At 63.4% G+C, this 16,908-nt stretch carries 18 protein-coding genes; all 18 read right to left on the reverse strand.

Annotation, left to right across the window (positions count from 1 at the left end; all coding sequences use genetic code 11):
- Nucleotides 1-107: 107 nt before the first annotated feature.
- From ACZZZ4_RS10965 to ACZZZ4_RS11050, 18 genes are read right to left on the reverse strand one after another with little or no spacing between them, the layout of a single operon-like run.
- Entirely contained in the window at nucleotides 108-551 is a 444-nt protein-coding gene (locus ACZZZ4_RS10965; protein WP_463547800.1) for an excinuclease, read from the reverse strand.
- A 29-nt stretch (nucleotides 552-580) separates the two neighbouring features.
- The gene (locus ACZZZ4_RS10970; RefSeq protein WP_129998250.1) at nucleotides 581-1,807 is read right to left on the reverse strand and encodes a beta-ketoacyl-ACP synthase; all 1,227 of its coding nucleotides are present in this window, start codon (nucleotides 1,805-1,807) and stop codon (nucleotides 581-583) included.
- The gene (gene fabG, locus ACZZZ4_RS10975) at nucleotides 1,807-2,535 is read right to left on the reverse strand and encodes a 3-oxoacyl-ACP reductase FabG (RefSeq protein ID WP_039756699.1); all 729 of its coding nucleotides are present in this window, start codon (nucleotides 2,533-2,535) and stop codon (nucleotides 1,807-1,809) included. Before fabG ends, ACZZZ4_RS10970 begins: the two co-directional genes overlap by 1 nt.
- Entirely contained in the window at nucleotides 2,528-2,992 is a 465-nt protein-coding gene (locus ACZZZ4_RS10980; RefSeq protein WP_415763862.1) for a hotdog family protein, read from the reverse strand. The genes fabG and ACZZZ4_RS10980 overlap by 8 nt, the downstream gene beginning before the upstream one ends.
- Nucleotides 2,989-4,185, reverse strand: coding sequence for a beta-ketoacyl-[acyl-carrier-protein] synthase family protein (locus ACZZZ4_RS10985; RefSeq protein ID WP_463547801.1), 1,197 nt, complete (start codon nucleotides 4,183-4,185; stop codon nucleotides 2,989-2,991). Before ACZZZ4_RS10985 ends, ACZZZ4_RS10980 begins: the two co-directional genes overlap by 4 nt.
- Complete coding sequence (locus ACZZZ4_RS10990; protein WP_463547802.1) at nucleotides 4,182-4,790, reverse strand: hypothetical protein; 609 nt, start codon at nucleotides 4,788-4,790, stop codon at nucleotides 4,182-4,184. The genes ACZZZ4_RS10985 and ACZZZ4_RS10990 overlap by 4 nt, the downstream gene beginning before the upstream one ends.
- Entirely contained in the window at nucleotides 4,790-5,515 is a 726-nt protein-coding gene (locus ACZZZ4_RS10995) for a class I SAM-dependent methyltransferase (protein WP_463547803.1), read from the reverse strand. The genes ACZZZ4_RS10990 and ACZZZ4_RS10995 overlap by 1 nt, the downstream gene beginning before the upstream one ends.
- Nucleotides 5,512-6,759 (reverse strand): NAD(P)/FAD-dependent oxidoreductase, encoded by a 1,248-nt coding sequence (locus ACZZZ4_RS11000; protein WP_129998246.1) that lies wholly within the window; start codon nucleotides 6,757-6,759, stop codon nucleotides 5,512-5,514. The genes ACZZZ4_RS10995 and ACZZZ4_RS11000 overlap by 4 nt, the downstream gene beginning before the upstream one ends.
- Nucleotides 6,746-7,909: a cation:proton antiporter gene (locus ACZZZ4_RS11005; RefSeq protein ID WP_463547804.1), complete on the reverse strand. Its 1,164-nt coding sequence runs from the start codon at nucleotides 7,907-7,909 to the stop codon at nucleotides 6,746-6,748. The genes ACZZZ4_RS11000 and ACZZZ4_RS11005 overlap by 14 nt, the downstream gene beginning before the upstream one ends.
- Nucleotides 7,906-10,236 (reverse strand): MMPL family transporter, encoded by a 2,331-nt coding sequence (locus ACZZZ4_RS11010; RefSeq protein ID WP_463547805.1) that lies wholly within the window; start codon nucleotides 10,234-10,236, stop codon nucleotides 7,906-7,908. Before ACZZZ4_RS11010 ends, ACZZZ4_RS11005 begins: the two co-directional genes overlap by 4 nt.
- Nucleotides 10,220-10,822 carry an outer membrane lipoprotein carrier protein LolA gene (locus ACZZZ4_RS11015; RefSeq protein ID WP_039756710.1) on the reverse strand — a complete coding sequence of 201 codons (603 nt, stop codon included), beginning with the start codon at nucleotides 10,820-10,822 and terminating at the stop codon, nucleotides 10,220-10,222. Before ACZZZ4_RS11015 ends, ACZZZ4_RS11010 begins: the two co-directional genes overlap by 17 nt.
- The gene (locus tag ACZZZ4_RS11020; RefSeq protein ID WP_039756713.1) at nucleotides 10,819-11,244 is read right to left on the reverse strand and encodes an acyl-CoA thioesterase; all 426 of its coding nucleotides are present in this window, start codon (nucleotides 11,242-11,244) and stop codon (nucleotides 10,819-10,821) included. Before ACZZZ4_RS11020 ends, ACZZZ4_RS11015 begins: the two co-directional genes overlap by 4 nt.
- Nucleotides 11,237-12,781 carry an HAL/PAL/TAL family ammonia-lyase gene (locus ACZZZ4_RS11025; protein ID WP_463547806.1) on the reverse strand — a complete coding sequence of 515 codons (1,545 nt, stop codon included), beginning with the start codon at nucleotides 12,779-12,781 and terminating at the stop codon, nucleotides 11,237-11,239. Before ACZZZ4_RS11025 ends, ACZZZ4_RS11020 begins: the two co-directional genes overlap by 8 nt.
- On the reverse strand, nucleotides 12,762-13,709 hold the full coding sequence (locus ACZZZ4_RS11030) for an LpxL/LpxP family acyltransferase (RefSeq protein WP_463547807.1): 948 nt from the start codon (nucleotides 13,707-13,709) through the stop codon (nucleotides 12,762-12,764). The genes ACZZZ4_RS11025 and ACZZZ4_RS11030 overlap by 20 nt, the downstream gene beginning before the upstream one ends.
- Nucleotides 13,706-14,440: a glycosyltransferase family 2 protein gene (locus ACZZZ4_RS11035; protein ID WP_463547808.1), complete on the reverse strand. Its 735-nt coding sequence runs from the start codon at nucleotides 14,438-14,440 to the stop codon at nucleotides 13,706-13,708. Before ACZZZ4_RS11035 ends, ACZZZ4_RS11030 begins: the two co-directional genes overlap by 4 nt.
- Nucleotides 14,433-16,112 (reverse strand): AMP-binding protein, encoded by a 1,680-nt coding sequence (locus ACZZZ4_RS11040; RefSeq protein ID WP_463547809.1) that lies wholly within the window; start codon nucleotides 16,110-16,112, stop codon nucleotides 14,433-14,435. Before ACZZZ4_RS11040 ends, ACZZZ4_RS11035 begins: the two co-directional genes overlap by 8 nt.
- A complete protein-coding gene (locus ACZZZ4_RS11045) occupies nucleotides 16,109-16,654 on the reverse strand; it encodes a COG4648 family protein (protein ID WP_129998239.1) in 546 nt (181 codons plus the stop codon). Before ACZZZ4_RS11045 ends, ACZZZ4_RS11040 begins: the two co-directional genes overlap by 4 nt.
- Nucleotides 16,651-16,905 (reverse strand): acyl carrier protein, encoded by a 255-nt coding sequence (locus ACZZZ4_RS11050; RefSeq protein ID WP_016772026.1) that lies wholly within the window; start codon nucleotides 16,903-16,905, stop codon nucleotides 16,651-16,653. Before ACZZZ4_RS11050 ends, ACZZZ4_RS11045 begins: the two co-directional genes overlap by 4 nt.
- Nucleotides 16,906-16,908: the final 3 nt, after the last annotated feature.

A 16,908-nucleotide genomic window follows, 5' to 3' on the forward strand; every position in this document is an offset into this window, starting at 1 on the left:
AGGATCCTGGGCAACCAGCCATCGCAGAGCCAAGCAGGTAATCGGCGATGACATGCCAACCTGTCTGTGAAAGGGCGCCGAATGGCGCCCTTTGTCATTTCTGGCCTTTACTGAACCTTCGCCAGATCGCCCTTCAATGCAACGCCCGCCATGATCGCGCCGGCGTGGCATTCGTAGGTATGCGTGTCCTTGCGCTCGTTGCTCTTGTAGAAGCTGACGATGTTGGTCACGGCATTGGCGCCGGCGTTTTTCGCGGCCTGGTGCAGGCTGATGATTGCCGATTGGGCGACCCACTCGCAGGCAACTTCGTCAGATTTATTGAAAGCGTTGGTTTTCTTGTTGGTCACGGCGCCGGGGCTGACCACGGTGACTTTACCGGCCGGGGTGTTGCCGGCCAGATAGAATTTCACGCTGCCATCAATCTTGCCCGAGCGGGTGGCTTCGGCGACGGCTTTGTCGAATGGCAGGTAGACCGCCGTGTCGCGGGCCTGGCTGACCGCTGGCAAAGCGCAGAGCAGCAGGGTGACGGCGGCAAATTTCTTGAAGTGCATGAAGGTCTCCTTGACCTGGATTGATTCGGTTATGCCCAGCGGCGGAATATCAACGAAGTGTTGACGCCGCCGAAAGCGAAATTGTTGTTCATCACGTAGTCGTGGTGCATCTGGCGGAATTCGCCGCGCAGGTAATCGAGCTTGCCGCAGTGCGGGTCGACCTCGTCGAGGTTGAAGGTGTGCACGTACTGATCGCGATTCATCATCTCGATGCTGAACCACGACTCCAGCGCACCGCAGGCGCCGAGGGTGTGGCCGAGGAAACTCTTCTGCGAGCTGATCGGCATGTGTTCGCCAAACAGGCTGTTGGTGGCCAGCGTTTCAGCGATGTCGCCCTGTTCTGTAGCCGTGCCATGGCCATTTACATAACCGATGGCCTCTGGCGCCAGCCCGGCGTCTTCCAGCGCCAGCTCCATGGCGCGGCGCATGGTCACTTGCTCTGGACGCGTAGTGTGCTGACCGTCGGCGTTGCTGCCAAAACCGACGATTTCCGCGTGAATACGTGCGCCACGGGCGAGGGCGTGTTCCAGCTCCTCAAGCACGAGCATGCCGCCGCCTTCGCCGATCACCAGACCGTCGCGGCCCTTGTCGTACGGGCGTGGGCTGGTCTGTGGCGCATCGTTTTTCAGGCTGGTGGCGTAAAGCGCGTCAAACACCATGGCTTCGGTCGGGCACAGTTCTTCGGCGCCGCCGGCGAGCATCAATGGCAAGCGGCCGAACTTGATTGCCTCGTAGGCATAGCCGATGCCCTGGCTGCCGCTGGTGCAGGCGCTGGACGTCGGAATCAGGCGGCCGGTGAGGCCGAAGAAGATGCTGATATTGGCGGCGGTGGTGTGCGGCATCATCCGCACGTAGGAGTTGGCGTTCAGCCCCTCGGCCACCGAGTTGAGCAGCATGTTGCCGAACGCTTTGATTTCGTCAGTGCTGCCGGTGGACGAGCCACAAGCGACGCCCATGCGCCCGTCCTTGATCGATTCGTCACCGAGCAGGCCTGCATCGGCCAGAGCCTTTTCTGCTGCCCCGACCGCCAGTCGCGAAACCCGGCCCATGCTGCGCAACTGCTTGCGGGTCCAGTGCGACGGCACGAGAAAATCATCGATGGGCCCGGCCAGACGCGTATTGAGCTCAGTGAAGCGATCCCACTCGTCCATGCGGCGAATGCCGCTGCGATTGGCTGCGAAATTGCCGGCAATGGTCGGCCAATCGCTGCCCAGCGAGGTGATGCCGGCCATGCCGGTGACGACGACGCGCTTCATCAGCACAGGCCTCCGTTGACCGCCAGCACCTGGCGGGTGATGTACGAGGCTTCCGCCGACATCAGGAAATTCACCGCAGCGGCCACTTCTTCCGGGGTGCCCATGCGCTGCGCGGGGATCATTTTCATCAGTTCCTCCACCGGCACGTTTTCGTCGAGCATGGCCGTGTCGATCAGGCCGGGGGCGACGCAGTTAACGGTGATTTTGCGCTTGCCCAACTCGATCGCCAACGCCTTTGCCGCACCGATCACGCCGGCCTTCGAGGCGCTGTAATTGACTTGCCCACGGTTGCCGATCAGGCCTGACACCGAGGTGATGCAGACGATGCGTCCGGCGGCGCGACGACGGATCATCGGCATCATCACCGGGTGCAGAACGTTGTAGAAACCGTCGAGGTTGGTGCGCAGGACCACGTCCCAATCGTCATCGCTCAGCGCCGGAAACGCGCCGTCGCGGGTCAGCCCGGCGTTGAGCACTACGCCGTAATAGGCGCCGTGGTTTTCGACGTCGCCCTCGAGAATGCTTCTGCAGGCTTCGCGGTCGGCGACGTCGAATTGCAGGATGCGCGCACGGCGACCCAGTGCTTCGATTTCGGCCTGCACCGCTTGGGCTTCGGTCATGCCGCTGCGGCAATGCAGGACGATGTCATGCCCCGCCTGCGCCAGACGCAAGGCAATGGCGCGGCCGATGCCACGGCTGGAGCCGGTGACCAGTACGGATTCAGTCATCGTGCGACTCCTTTGTCTGTTGCAGATATTGGTTGGCTTCGGGTGGACGGAAAACGTTGAGCCGAGCGCTGGCAAGTATGCCGTTGCCGTGGATATGGCATTCGAACACGCCCATGCCGTTGTCGTCCTCCAGTGAGCGCAGACCATGGATGGTCAGCTCGCTGCCGGCCGCAAAGGCTTCAACGTTGCACTCGAATTTGCGCGTGCCGAGGAGAAAACCCAGCTCCACCTGATTGCCTTTTTGCCGGGCGTGGCAACCGGCGAAAGCGGCGACGCTCTGCGCCATCAGCTCGACGCCGACCCACGCCGGCAGGCTGCCGTCGGGCAGGTTGAACAGGCCGTCGGGCTTGACCGTGAGGCGGGTGAAAATCTGCTCGTCGTCGAAGCGCTCGATGGCGTCGATCAGGATCATGTCGCCGGCGTGCGGCAGCAGTTCGGCGAGCGGCCAGTGGCTCATGGGGCGTCTCCGATAATCAGGCTGACGTTGTTGCCGCCGAAGGCAAACGAGTTGCTCATCAGGTAGCGCGGTGCAATGGACGTCAGGCGTTCGCTCGCGGTCACCCACTTGAGTGGCGGCAGCGCGGGATCGGCCTGGCCATCCCAGATGTGCGGCGGCAACGCCTGTTCAGGGTTTTCGGCACTCAGGCTCAGCCAGCAGAACGCCGCTTCCAGCGCGCCGGCGGCGCCGAGGGTGTGACCGGTCAGCGGTTTGGTTGACGAGCAGGCGACGCCGTCGGGAAACAGCGCCGCGACCGCCAGACTTTCCATGGCGTCGTTGTGCGCAGTGGCGGTGCCGTGCAGGTTCAGGTAGTTGATTTGCCCGGCTTGCAGATGCGCGCGGCCAAGGGCTTTTTGCATCGCTTGCAGGGCGCCGCGACCGCTCGGCTCCGGCGCGGAAATATGGTGCGCATCCGAGCTGGCGCCCGCACCCAACAGTGCGATGCCCGGGCCTTCGCCGCGCTGTTTGCTCATCACGAACAGCACCGCTGCTTCGCCAATATTGATGCCGTTGCGGTTGGCGGAGAACGGATTGCAGCGTTCATCTGAAACGGCTTCCAGCGAAGAAAAACCGTTCAACGTGAGCTTGCACAGACTGTCGACGCCGCCGCACAGCACCGCATCGCACAGGCCCAGATCGAGCAGGCGCTGGGCGCTCATCAGCGCGCGGGCACTGGAGGTACAGGCAGTGGAAATCACGTAGGCCGGGCCGCTCAGTTGTAGCCATTCGGCAAGGAAATTCGCCGGGGCACCGAGTTCCTGCTGGCGATAGTCGTATTCGCGGGGAAACTGCTGCTCGCGGATGTAATGCGCCAGACCCCGACTGGCCTCGTCGATGCCCGAGGTGCTGGTGCCGAGCACCACGCCGATGCGCTCACGGCCATAGGTCTGGATCGCGCGATCGATGTCAGCGCGGACTTGCAGCGCGGCTTCCAACAGCAGCTGATTGTTGCGACTGCTGTGTTCGAGCAGTTCGGCGGGGATCGGCGCCAATTCACCGTGCACGCCCGCGACAGGCAGCTCACGTTCAGCGACCCAGCCGGTATCGCGGCGCATCCCCGAGCAGTCGCCGGCAAACAGATTGCGCGCGACTTCAGACTTGTCGCGGCCCAAAGCGCAGATCACGCCGAGGGCATTCAGGTAAGCGGTCATGGCGTCGATTCACCTAACTGGGAAACGCGATAGTGCGGGCCTTGAGGCAGATTCAATTGGAAGCTCAACGGTTGTGAATAGCGGATGTTCCAGCGCGCCGGCAGTGAACGCTGATCGGCCTGTTGCCGGGCGTCGGGATAGTTGCGCAGCAGCTCGGCGGACGGCGTCAGGGCGAACAGCAATGCGGCGAACAATTCCCGCGCTTCCGGGTTCGGCGGCAGCAGACCGTCGGCCTGCCAGTGTCCGTCGATCAGCTGCTGACGGGCCAGGGGAATGCCCAGCGGATCCATCATCGACCAACGCGTGCCGGCGCCTTCGTGCTGGATCACCAGCAGCCAGTCCTGCCGCTGTCCGGCTTGCTCGCGTTCGATGTGCAGTTGCAGCGGCAGGGGCAAAGTCGGGTTGGCTGCGGGTAGTGGCGGCTGGCTGGCGCAGGCGCTGAGCAAGGCAACTAGCACCAATACTAACCACACCGCAAACCTTGTGGGAGCTGGCTTGCCAGCGATGGCGTCGGCACATCCAGCATTTTTTTTGACAGACACACCGCCATCGCTGGCAAGCCAGCTCCCACAGGGACCAATGTATTCAGGTCGAAAGTGGTGCATCAGGTGTCACCTTGCAATGGCTTGCGCGCAACAACATTCACCAGCGTCTCTTCACGCTCACCGAATGGCTTGGGTTTGCTCAAACGCAACCGCTCCAGCAAACCGAAATCCTTCGACCGGCTCCACCACAGATACGGGTAGGACACATTGCGCTCGGCAAACTCGAAACCCTGCTCGCGGATCATCTGCAGATAGCCGGCGGCGCTCTTCTGCACATGCATCGGATGGCGGAACAGCCAGCGAATTACCCAGGTATCAATGTAAGCCTCGGTGGACTCGGCGAACAGCAGATAGCCGCCCGGTTTCAGTACGCGATAGAACTCCGCCAGGGCCTTTTCCTGCTCGACCAAGTGATGAAAGGTCTGGTGACAGAACAGCAGATCGACACTGTCATCGGCGACTTGAAGCGTGGCGCAATCGCTGCCGATCAACTCGACCGGCATGCCCAGGCGCGCGGCCTCTTCGGCGCTGAGTTGCAGGCTGTGCGGGTCGGCGTCGACGCCGATCAGGCGCTGCGGGGCGAAGGTCTGGCGCAGGTGGCCGAACGACTTGCCCTGCCCGCAACCGGCGTCCAGCAGCACCGGGTGTTCCGGCAGCGCTTCACTGAACAAACCACGCAGGTCGTTGATCGCCACACGCAGGACATGGTGCTGCCAGGTGTGGCTGCGCAGGAACCAGAGACCAAAGCGGGTTTCCTCGACGTAGCTGTCGCTCAGGTAATTCATGGGGTGTCCTGCGCGCAGAGTTGGGAAATCATCTTCAGCCGGCGCCGCGCTTCACTGACGAACGGGTTGCGCTCGTCCCAGGCGTAACCGGCGAGGATCGAGCAGATCATCCGGCGAATCTCCGCCTGGCTGTCCTCATAGAAAATCACGTCCTGGAAAGTGCCGGCGTACCAGCCTTCGACGTAGCAGCGGAAGGTGTCGACGCCGCGTTTCAACGGCTCGGCAAATTCGCTTTGCCAGTCCACCGTTTCACCCTGCAACTGACGGTGCAGTACGCCAGCGGCCATGCTCGCCGAACGCATGGCGATGGTCACGCCGGAGGAGAACACCGGGTCGAGAAATTCTGCGGCGTTGCCCAGCAGCGCAAAGCCCGGGCCGTGCAGGGTTTTCACGTTGGCCGCGTAGCCGCCGAGAGTGCGCGCCGGGGTGTCCCAGACCGCGTTATTGAGAACCCCGGCGAGGCTTGGCGTCTCGGCGATAAAACTGCGCAGGCAGACATCGAGATCGGCATCGCGACCGGCGAAGTGCTCGGCGGCAGCCACCACGCCCACCGAGCAGCGGCCGTTGCTGAACGGGATGGTCCAGAACCACACATCGCGATGCTCGGGATGTGTGGTGACGAGGATCTTTTCGCGGTCGAACGCCGGGTTGTCGATGTGATCTTCAACGTGGGTGAACACCGCCTGACGCACCGGGAAATTCGAAGGCGCTTCGAGGTCGAGCAGACGCGACAACACGCGGCCATAGCCGCTGGCGTCCAGGACGAAATCGGCTTCGACGCGGTACTCGCTGCCGTCTTCGCGACGCACATCAAGGAATGGTTTCGCCTGATCGAAATCGACGCTGACGATCGCATCGCCATAGCGGATTTCTGCGCCTTGCAGTGCCGCTTGATCGGCCAGCAACTTGTCGAAATCGGCGCGCTGCACCTGGAACGTGGTCGGCTTGCCAGCGGTGAAGGTGTCGCCAAAATCGAAAGCGCTGTAACGCTCGCCCCAGGCAAACGCCGCGCCGGTCTTGCGCTGGAAACCAGCGGCGTTGACGGCGTCGAGCATGCCGGCTTCTTCGACGAAATCCAGGCAGTGACTAAGCAGGCTTTCGCCGATCGAAAAGCGCGGGAAGTGCTGGCGCTCGAGCACCAGCACATCGTGGCCCTTGCGCTTGAGCAGGGCGGCGGCGATAGCGCCGGACGGGCCGGCACCGATGATCACGACCTGACGGGATTCCATTTCAACGATTGGCACGTGAGCTCCGGGGCAAGGGACTGTTCAGATTCAGGGGCGCGCGATGCAGGCCGCTAAGGGCCGGCAGCAGCGTCGCGATCAGGCCCATCAGCATCAGCGCGAAATACAGCGCCGGGGTGATGAGCTGTTGTTGCAACAACAGGTTGAGAAAGACGATTTCGCTGAGGCCGCGAATGTTCAGCAGCACGCTTTCGCGCCAGCGGCTGGCGCCGGCAAACGAGGCGCCCGCCCAACCGAGGCCGAGCCAGTTGCCGAGCAGTTTACTGGCAATCGGCAACAGCAGCAGCGCCGCCCACTGCCCGGCGTCTAGGCTGGCGAGGGCGCTGTGCACGTCGATCTGGACGATGCCGAACGTGAGGATCAGCGGGATCGCGATCCACGTCTGCAAGCGGCTCATCCAGCGCGTCGGCAGCGGCAGCACCAACGGCACTTTCAGCAGCGCCATGCACAGCAGATAGCCGATGCCGAAAATCAGCGCGTTGAGTTTGTAATGCTCCGCCATCACCAGCAACGCGAAGAAGCCGAGGCTGTAAGTCAGCGGGCGACGCACGCGCAGCAGGTGCAAAAGCAGCGGCACGCCGGCCATGGCCACGGGCAGCAACAGGCTGCTCAAGTGCAGGCTGCCTTGGGCGAGGCCGAACAGCGTCCAGCAGATCAGGTCGATAAGGATCGCGGTCTGCACCAGACGCCGGGTGGCAGCGGGCGGGTAATCGATGTGACGCAAATACAGGTACAACACCGGGATCGCCGTAATCGCGAAGACCAGGCCGATGGCGAGTGCGTTGAGCCACGGCTGCGACGGCAGCAACCAATACGCGACCGCCAGCCCGCAAGCGAACGGCACAGCGAAACTCGGCACGGCGATTTTTACGCTCTGGCGATCCAGACGCAGGTCGATGACGTCGCTGAGGATATGCCCAAGCAGCAAGGCGAAGCTCAGGCTGTAGAGGTTTTTCAACCAGTCCGGTGCGATCAGCTGTGCGCCGCTGAGCTGCCAGCCCGGTTCGATCCAGAAGTACATCAGCAACGGCAAACCGAAGCTCGCCAGCAGCAACTGACTGACGATCGGAATCAGGCCGACATGGCGGCCGACCCGGGTCGCCAGCGCAAACAGCGCCAAGGCCAGCAACCAGAAGCCGAAGACCATCATGCGCTTGGCTCCGCAGCCGGTTCGTGGCGCCCGGCCCATGGCGCGAGCATGAAGCTGAACGCCAGCCCCAGGCTCACCGACAAGCCGAAATTGCTCACCGCTGGCGTGCTGGACACCGCCAGCAGGCCGAACGACAGCCACGTTGTCAGCGCAGCGAGCAAGGTGCCGAGCAGGCTCACCGCTGCACCGCCGACCTGCTCGCGCATGAGGATCGCGTAATCGACGCTGATCGCCGTCACCAGCAACAGGCCGAACAGGCTGAACAGGGTCAGCGGCTGACCGAGCCAGCCGAGGCTGGCCAGACTGCACAGCGCCGCCAGCAGCGGCAGGGCAACGATACGCAGCGCGCCGGTCAGGCCGAACGGCAGCATCAGCACCAGCACGATCAACACGCAGGAGGCGAGTTTCAGTTCAGCGGCGCTGACCTGTGTGGCGGCAAAGACCTTGTTCAGGTCACCGAGACGATCAACCAGCACCACCCCCGGCAAATCGAGCGCCTGCACCCGCAGCAACGACGGATTGTTCAAGCCCTGCAGGCTGGTCATTGCCGCAACGCCGTCGTCAGTCGGGCCAAGCCATAGCGTGCGGTACGGCTCACCGAGCGGGCCGGCCAGCGCGGCGTCGATGTCTTCAGTAGGCAGCGTCTGTAACTGCTGCAGTTCGTTTTGCAAAGCCGCCGCTGGCACGCCGAGATCGAGCAGCGGTTGCCAGAACGACGGCAGCTTGTTCAGTGATTCGCGCACCTGCTGTTGCTGACTCGGCGCGCTGACCAGTTGATCGAGGGCCAGAAAACCTTGCAGTTTGTCGAGGTTGACCAGTTGCTGCAGCCGCTCGCTCAGCGCCGCCTGGCGCTCGAGCAACTGCTCCTGATTGGCCGCACGGACGAGGAAGAACTGGCTGGTCGGTTGATACCCGGTGATGCGCGCGATGGTCTGCGCTTCGTCGGTCAGATGCTGCGGCGCACCGACCCATTGGCGGATGTCGTTTTTGCTCTGCAGTTGCATCAGGCCGCCGACGCAGAAGGCAATCAGCAGCGCCAGCAACACGGGCGTGCGGATGCAAGCGAGCAGTGCCTCGCGCAGCTGAATCAGGCGTTCGGCCAGGCGCAGCGGCCACTGCGCCGGGCGCAGTTGGACATTCCTCAGCAGCGCTGGTAGCAGGCAGACCGCCGACAGATAGGCACCGAGCAAGCCGGCAGCGGAGAACACCGCGATCTGCGTCAATGCCGGGAACGGTGTCCACGCCAGCGCCAGATAGCCGATGACGCTGGTGATCAGGCTCAGGGTCAGTCCCGGCAAGGTCAGGCGCAGGGCCGGCCAGCTGCGCCAGGGCTTGAAGCTCCAGCTCTTGGACAGATAGTGCAGCGGGTAATCGACGGCAACGCCGATCAGACTCGAGCCGAGCACCAGCGTCATCACATGCATGTGACCGAACAGCGCCACGCAGGCCACCGCGCCGAACAGCATGCCGACCAGCACCGGCACAAACGCCAGCAGCACGCCCCAGCGGCGAAACGCCAACAGCAGCAACAGCAGAATGCCGACCGTCGCACCACCGCCGACCCAGGTCATTTCGCGGGTAGCTTGTTGCTGGCCGTTGGCGGCATAGAGCAGGCCACTGGCGGCGAGCAACTGCACGCCGCTTTGCGCCGCTTGCTCGCGGCTGTGCTGGAGCAGCTCTGCCACTTGCAGCGGCAGGTTCATGTCGAAGGCATTGCCGGTGGTGCGTGCACGCAGCATCACCCAGCTCTTGCCGTCGGCATCGGCGACCAATGCGCCGCTGCCGATGTCCAGTTGCACCGCGCCATGCTTTGGCTGGCTGTTCTGGATGCGTCCGGTCAGGCCCAGCCAATCGTCCTGGCTGGGCACCAGGGTAAAGCCGTTGAACGGGTCGAACAGCGCCTGCACCCGCTGCTGAATGAACACCTCGGGATGCTCGCTGAGCAGTTGCCGGTCATCCGCCGAGAGCATCGCCAAACGCCCTTGCAGCAATTGCTTGCGCAGCGCCGGTAAGTCGGCTTGCAGGTTCCATTGCACGGTTTCGAACAGACCGCTGGCCTGCCATTGTTCGCCCAGTTGCTGAGCCATGGTCAGCGCTTGCTGGCGATCGGCGTGGCCGACCAGCACCAGCATTTCGCGGTTGAGCGGCTCTTGCATGCGCTGCTCGGCGCGCAATTCCAGCGCGTCTGGATTGGTGCCAGGCACCAGCTCCATGAGATTGGCCGACAGCGGCGCACCGTCGCGCCACTGCCAGGCAGCCAGCGCGACGACGGCCAGCAGCAGGCTCAGAAACAGCCAGGGCAGCCTGCGTTCACTCGGCAAAGTCATGTTGCTCCGCTTCGCTCAGGGGTTGCCCGGCCGTGCTGTCCTGCATGCGCAGCAGTGTGCTGTCGCCCTGGGTTTCCAGCAGTTCGATGCTTTGCACCAGAGCACCGCCGTCAATATTGATTTGCTTGAACACTTGCTTGAGCAGCACCGAACGCGGCGTCAGGGTCAGTTGCCACTGCTGCGCCGTGCCGCTCAGGGCCAGTTCGAAATCCCGTTGCAGACCGCTGCTGTCACCTTGCAGCACGGCGAGAAACAGCCGGTTCTGCTCGGCACCGGCGCTCTTGTTCGGCAGCAGTTGCCAGCCGCTGGCGTCACGGCGGGCAATGCCATTGGCGGTGATGCGGTAATCCTGTTGCAACGGGGTTTTCAACAGCCACAGCAGGCCATGATTTTTGGCGAGGACGAAGCTGCCCTTGCTGACCAGCGGCTGCGGCAGGGCGCGCAGGTGTTTTTCCTGAATGAACTGGCCGTGGATCACGTCCGGTTTCGCCAGTTGTTCACTGAGTTGTTGCAGGTCGAAGGCATTGGCCCATGACGACACGGCCAGCAGCGCCAGCGCGCCGAGGCTTCTGAAAAACACATTCATCGCAGCATCCTTTCCACGGCATCGGTGAAGACTTTTGGTGAAGCCAGTTGCATCTCGCGGCTGCTGACTTCAACAGCGACCTGCACTGAGCTGGCGCGAGTCAGGCGTTCGCCGGTCTGCAGATCGGTGATCAGGTAATTGATCTTCAGACGGTTTTCCCACTCGACCAGACTGGCTCGCACGTTCAGCCGCTGGCCGAACACCGCGCCGCGCACGTAGCGCAATTGCAGGTCGATGATCGGCCAGGCGTAACCCGACTCGACCATGTGCGTGTAGTTGTGGCCGATCTTGTCCAGCAGCGCACAGCGCGCCACTTCGAGGTATTTGACGTAATGGCCGTGCCAGACCACGTGCATGGTGTCGACGTCGAAAAACGGCACGAGAATCTCGGTATCGGCGTGAAGCACTCCGGCACTACGCATGCAGCCTCCAGTGTTGCGCGGCGATGCGTTGCAGGCACAGGCGCAGTTCGCCTTCCAGTGCGCGGTCTTCGATGACCGGCGGGAAGTCCTTGCCGAGTTCTTCGTGCATCGCCGCCAGCGCCGGTGGCAGCGGACGCGCATCGAAGGCTTGAGCGCGCAGCCACACGCCTTGGTTGGCGGCAAGCAGGGTGGCGGCGGCGACCTGTTCGGTCAGCTCCAGCACGCGAATCGCATCACGGGCGGCGATGGTGCCCATGCTCACCTTGTCCTGGTTATGGCATTCGGTGGAGCGCGAGAACACGCTGGCCGGCATGGTGTTTTTCAGCGCTTCGGCGGTCCAGGCGCTGGTGCCGATCTGCACCGCTTTGAAGCCATGGTTGATCATCGCCCGATCGGCTGGCGCGCCGGAGAGGTTGCTCGGCAAGCCGTGGTTGTAGCGTTCGTCGACCAGCAGCGCCAGTTGCCGATCGAGGAGATCGGCGACGTTGGCCACAAGGTTTTTCAGGCTGTCCATGGCGAACGCGATGTGCCCGCCGTAGAAGTGCCCGCCATGCAGGACGCGCTCGGCTTCGGCGTCGATGATCGGGTTGTCGTTGGCGCTGTTCAGCTCGGTTTCGATGAAGCCGCGCAGCCAGTTCAGACTGTCGGCCAACACGCCGAGCACATGCGGCGCGCAACGCAGCGAGTAGCGATCCTGCAGACGATGCAGCGGTGCAGTCGGCGCGTCGATTGCCAGATCCTTGCGCAGCCACGCGGCGACCTGCATCTGTCCCGGGTGCGGTTTGGCTGCGAACAGGCGTTCGTCGAAGTGCTCCGGGTTGCCTTGCAGCGCGACGACGTTGAGCGCGGTGATGCGCGTGGCCAGTTGCAGCAGGTAATCGGCGCGAGCGAAGGCGAGGCAGGAGAGGCCGGTCATCACCGCTGTGCCGTTCATCAGCGCCAGCGCCTCTTTCGGGCGCAGCACCAGCGGCGTCCAGCCGAGTTCGCGATGCACGTCGGCAGCCTGACGACGTTCGCCACGAAACATCACTTCGCGCTCGCCGGACAGGGTTGCGGCGACATAGGACAGCGGCGTCAGATCGCCGCTGGCACCCACCGAACCCTCTTCGGGAATCAACGGCAGGATGTCGTATTCGAGAAACGCGTGCAGACGCTCGAGCAGTTCGACGCGCACCCCGGAAACGCCGTGACACAACGACTGCAAACGCGCCGCCAGCACCGCGCGGGTCGCCTGCGCGTCGAGCAGTTTGCCCAGGCCGCAACCATGAAAGGTGTAGAGATGACGCGGCAGCGCCTCGACGTGATGCAGCGGCACCGCGACCACGCAAGAATCGCCGTAACCGGTGGTGACGCCGTAGATCACGCCTTCCTTGTCCAGCAGCGAATCGAGAAACCGCGCGCCCTTGGCGATGCGCTCGCGATAGTCGGCGTCAGCCTGCAACTGCACGGGCGCCTGACGGTTGGCCAGGGCCAGCACGTCTTCGATGCGCAAAGGGCGTTCGCCGAAGGTTACCGGCTCATGGGTTGGCGTCGTCATCGGTCTTCCAGAAAGGGTAAAAGTTGAACCATTGCTGCGGGGCTTCGAGGCAATAGTGACTCAGGCGCTGCGCGTAGCGCGTGGCCCACTGATGAATGACCTGCTCGCGCTCGCGGCGTGTCCACACCACCGCGTCGGCGAACGGTTCGAGGGTCAGGCGATAGTGGCCGTCGGGTTGCTTGAGGCACATCAGCAGATTGACCGGGCACTTGAGCAGGCCGGCCAGCAACCACGGGCCTTGCGGAAATGGCGCCGGATGGCCGAGAAAATCCACCATCACGCTGCGCCCGCCGTGCAGCGGCACGCGGTCGCCGGCAATCGCCAGCCACTCGCCGCGTTCCAGCCGTTCATGCAGTTGCAGCATGATCACCGGGTCGAGTTCGCTGACCTGGATCAGGCGCAGATTGGTCGCCCCGGCCTCGCCGAGCAAGCGGTTGAATTGCTCGGCATGCTTGGTGTGCACCAGCACGTTCATGGTGACCTTTTCGCCGATCTCCGCCAGCGCGCGGCAGACTTCGAGATTGCCCAGATGCGCGCCGACCAGCAGTTGCCCGCGACTGCCACGCAACTGCTTGCGCAGCAGGGCCGGGTCGATGATTTCGATCTGCTCGATGCTCAGCTTGCCGTTCCACACGTCGAGCTTGTCGAGCAGCGAATCGGCAAAGGTCATGAACTGGCCGAACACCCGCCAGTGGCTCGGGCGCAGGTCGTCGCGCCGGCTCCACTCGGCCAGCCGCTGCTGGTACTGCCAGGCACTGCGCCGGGCGACGCGGCCGAAGAGGAAAAAATACAGCACGATGCCGTACAGCAACGGACTGAGCAGTCGCCGGCCGAGGACTTTGGCGGCGAGCGCGGTGAATTTCATCAGCAGGAAACTGCCGCGCTCTTCGCGGTCGGCCCAGTGCTTCTTGTCGACTTCTTCGCTCATGGTTTCCACCGCCGCCAGAGGATCACTGGCCAACGCAGCAACATGCCGAAGAACAGCCGCGTGTGCATGCTGGAGATCAGCGCGTTGTCGTGGAACAGGCGAAAGTGCGACACGCCGTCCAGCGGATAATGCACGCTGGTCTGCAGCCAGCGCATCGGCTGATTGCGCCAGGCCAGACGCACGAGAATGTCCGAGTCGAAATCCATGCGCTTGCCGACTTTCGCCGAATCAATCACCGCCAGAGTCGGCGCCAGTGGATAAACGCGGAAGCCACACATCGAATCGCGAATCTGCAACGACAGGCTGTTGATCCACACCATCACGTGCGTCAGGTAGCGCGCGTACAGTCGGCCTTTCGGCACGCTCTCGTCGTACAGCGGATAACCGCAGATCATCGCCTCGGGATGGGCGCGGGATTCGCCGACGAAGCGCGCGACGTCGTGTAAATCGTGCTGGCCGTCGGCATCGACCTGCAAAGCATGGCTGTAACCCAGACGCGAGGCTTCACGCAGACCGGTCATCACCGCGCCGCCCTTGCCCTGATTGGCTGTGAGACGCACCAGAAAAACCCCGTCGCGCTCGGCCAGGGCGTCGAGCACCCGTGCGCAGGACGGCTCGCTGGCATCGTCGACCAGAATGCACGGCAGACCTTGTGCAAGCAGGGCATCGACCACGGTGGTGATCGCGGTTTCGTGGTTGTACACCGGGATCACGGCGCAGGGGTTATGCATGGGCAGGCCCCAGGAGAATGCGTCCGCTGGAACACGTCGCCGTGTCGTTGCGATAAGCGAAATACAACTTGCCGCGCTCGGCATCGAAACGCAGATGCAGCTGGATGGCATCCCCCGGGCGCACCAGTTGCTGGAACTTCAGCACTTCCATTCCGGCAAACGCGCCGTCCAGCTTCAGTAACTGCCGACCCAGATTCAGCGCCCACTCCACCTGCACCACGCCGGGTAAAACCGGCGCCTTGGGAAAGTGTCCGCTGAAGTAGGCCAGATCCGGCGGCACGCTGAGTTGCAGGCTCCACTCGCCGTCGCTTGCGCTCTGCTCCAGCACTTCGGGGGCTTTCGGCCGTGCGGCCAGCAGCAGCGCTTCGACGTCGGCTTGCGCCAGTTTGCCCTGGCTGTTCAACGGCATTTGCCGCAGCAGGCGCCAGCGTCGGGGCAGGGCGAGGGCTTCGCAATGTTGGCTCAGATGTTTGCGCAGGGTCTCGGTCAGGCCACGGCGGCCATGCTCGCGCAGGGCGAACAGGCCTGATTCGCTGAGCACCAGCAGCGCACCGAGCGAGGCGCGGTTTTCCTGGACCACACCGAGGCGCGCTTCGGCGACCCAGTCATGGGCTGCCAAGGCCTGCTCAAGCATCGGCAGCGAGATGCGTTTTTCTTCCAGTTTGACGATGCGGTCCAGTCGCCCCAGCAGTTCGAAACGACCATCGGCGGCGATGCGCGCGGCGTCGGCGCTGTGTTCGACATGGCCGGCAGGCAGGTAAGGCGAGGCGATCAGCAGGGCGCCGTCGCTGTCCTGGCTCAGTTCGACGCCAGCAAACGGTTGCCACAACGACTCGCCCTGACGCCAGGCGATGCCGCCGGTTTCCGAGCTGCCGAGGATTTCCGTCGGCCATTGCTGCAAGCGCTGTTGCAGGCTTTGCGCAGCCTCCAGTGGCAACGCGCCCCCGGAGGAAAACACCCGGCGCACCGCGCTCAGGGCCGGCCAGTCGAGGTTGTCGCCCATGCGCTTGAGCAGCGCCGGGCTGGCGACCCAGGCAAAGGCCGGATGCTCGCGGCTGGCGCGCTGCAGGTCTTCGGAAAAGGCCAGTTGCCGGCGCACAAACGGGCGCCCGGCGCACAGTGGCCACAACACGCGGAACAGCAGGCCATAGATGTGTTGGGTGGCGACGCTGCCGATGATGCAGGCTTGACCGAGGTCAGCGCCCCACAACTGCTCCAGCGCTTCGACCTCGTTGGCCAACTGGCGCAGGGTCTTGTCGATGCGCTTGGGTTCGCCGCTGGAGCCGGAGGTGCACAGGCTCAGCCGACACTGATCCAGATCCAGTGCGGCGCCGGGCAGTCCGGGTTGGGTGAAGTCGTTCACCTGTGCGTCGCCCGATTGATCGGTCAGCCATAGATCGACTTCCTGCGACCAGCGCTGACGTGTCTGCGCTTGCAGATCCGCCGGCAGCAACACGCTGACGCCGGCACGCCATGCACCGAGCAGGGCGATGGCGAGGTCGGCAGCATCTTCCAGATGCACGGCCAGACGTTTCACGCCCCGGTTTTGCAGGCCTGCGGCAACGCTCAGAGCCTGCTCCCGCAGTTGCGTGTGATCGAGGGCCGGCGCATGGCAGATCGCCCGTGCCGGCAGTGCCTTGAGCAACAGCTGCTCAAGTTTTATCCAATTCATGTACGGCCTCTTACCCGTTGTCGTATCAGCCATTCAATGGCAAACATCAGGCCGATCAATCCATAGGAGATCAGGCCGGTGTACAACATCCACCAATCCAGCGGCGCCCACAGAGTGAGGAGGGCGGCGCACAAACCGTTGCAAAAGAAAAACACGCTCCAGGCCAGCGTCACCTTGCGCGTATAGCGAATGGCAACCTCAGGCAGTTCCGGCTCGCGCAACCGCGCCAGGCGCTCGACCATCGGCGGGCCGTATTTCAGGCTCACGCCGAACAGCACCAGCATGAACGCGCTGATCAGCACCGGGTACCAGCGCAACAGCTGCGGACTGTCGAATACCGCCAACAACAGGCAGAACCCGATCGCTGTGCAGGCCATCCACAGGCTGCCGGGCTTGCGTTCGCCGGTCAGGGCGCGCGCCAGCCACAGGCTGCCCAGCAGCAGCGCAAATTGCCACGGGGCGAAATGCTCCATGCCGAAATACACCGCAAAGGGGTACAGCAGACCGGCCAGCAGCAGGCCCAGGCCGATCAGTCGGCTCATGCGGCCGGTTGAACCAGACGGAACACCGCCTCGACCACGTCACCGACAGTGCGCACCGACTTGAATTCTTCGGCGGCGATTTTCTTCCCGGTCTGGCGTTTGATGTGATCGATCAGGTCGACGGCGTCGATGCTGTCGATTTCCAGGTCCTGATACAGGTTGGCGTCCATGCTTACACGGGCCGGATCCAGTTCGAACAGCTCGACCAGGGCATCGCGCAGGGTGTTGAAAATATCGTCACGAGTTTGCATGGT

Source organism: Pseudomonas sp. AC252 (assembly GCF_979258105.1).

Bases quoted from the DNA above. Each gene is read 5' to 3' on its own strand.
- ACZZZ4_RS10965 (WP_463547800.1), bottom strand. From the start codon at position 551: ATGCACTTCAAGAAATTTGCCGCCGTCACCCTGCTGCTCTGCGCTTTG.
- ACZZZ4_RS10970 (WP_129998250.1), bottom strand. From the start codon at position 1,807: ATGAAGCGCGTCGTCGTCACCGGCATGGCCGGCATCACCTCGCTGGGC.
- fabG (WP_039756699.1), bottom strand. From the start codon at position 2,535: ATGACTGAATCCGTACTGGTCACCGGCTCCAGCCGTGGCATCGGCCGC.
- ACZZZ4_RS10980 (WP_415763862.1), bottom strand. From the start codon at position 2,992: ATGAGCCACTGGCCGCTCGCCGAACTGCTGCCGCACGCCGGCGACATG.
- ACZZZ4_RS10985 (WP_463547801.1), bottom strand. From the start codon at position 4,185: ATGACCGCTTACCTGAATGCCCTCGGCGTGATCTGCGCTTTGGGCCGC.
- ACZZZ4_RS10990 (WP_463547802.1), bottom strand. From the start codon at position 4,790: ATGCACCACTTTCGACCTGAATACATTGGTCCCTGTGGGAGCTGGCTT.
- ACZZZ4_RS10995 (WP_463547803.1), bottom strand. From the start codon at position 5,515: ATGAATTACCTGAGCGACAGCTACGTCGAGGAAACCCGCTTTGGTCTC.
- ACZZZ4_RS11005 (WP_463547804.1), bottom strand. From the start codon at position 7,909: ATGATGGTCTTCGGCTTCTGGTTGCTGGCCTTGGCGCTGTTTGCGCTG.
- ACZZZ4_RS11010 (WP_463547805.1), bottom strand. From the start codon at position 10,236: ATGACTTTGCCGAGTGAACGCAGGCTGCCCTGGCTGTTTCTGAGCCTG.
- ACZZZ4_RS11015 (WP_039756710.1), bottom strand. From the start codon at position 10,822: ATGAATGTGTTTTTCAGAAGCCTCGGCGCGCTGGCGCTGCTGGCCGTG.
- ACZZZ4_RS11020 (WP_039756713.1), bottom strand. From the start codon at position 11,244: ATGCGTAGTGCCGGAGTGCTTCACGCCGATACCGAGATTCTCGTGCCG.
- ACZZZ4_RS11025 (WP_463547806.1), bottom strand. From the start codon at position 12,781: ATGACGACGCCAACCCATGAGCCGGTAACCTTCGGCGAACGCCCTTTG.
- ACZZZ4_RS11030 (WP_463547807.1), bottom strand. From the start codon at position 13,709: ATGAGCGAAGAAGTCGACAAGAAGCACTGGGCCGACCGCGAAGAGCGC.
- ACZZZ4_RS11035 (WP_463547808.1), bottom strand. From the start codon at position 14,440: ATGCATAACCCCTGCGCCGTGATCCCGGTGTACAACCACGAAACCGCG.
- ACZZZ4_RS11040 (WP_463547809.1), bottom strand. From the start codon at position 16,112: ATGAATTGGATAAAACTTGAGCAGCTGTTGCTCAAGGCACTGCCGGCA.
- ACZZZ4_RS11045 (WP_129998239.1), bottom strand. From the start codon at position 16,654: ATGAGCCGACTGATCGGCCTGGGCCTGCTGCTGGCCGGTCTGCTGTAC.
- ACZZZ4_RS11050 (WP_016772026.1), bottom strand. From the start codon at position 16,905: ATGCAAACTCGTGACGATATTTTCAACACCCTGCGCGATGCCCTGGTC.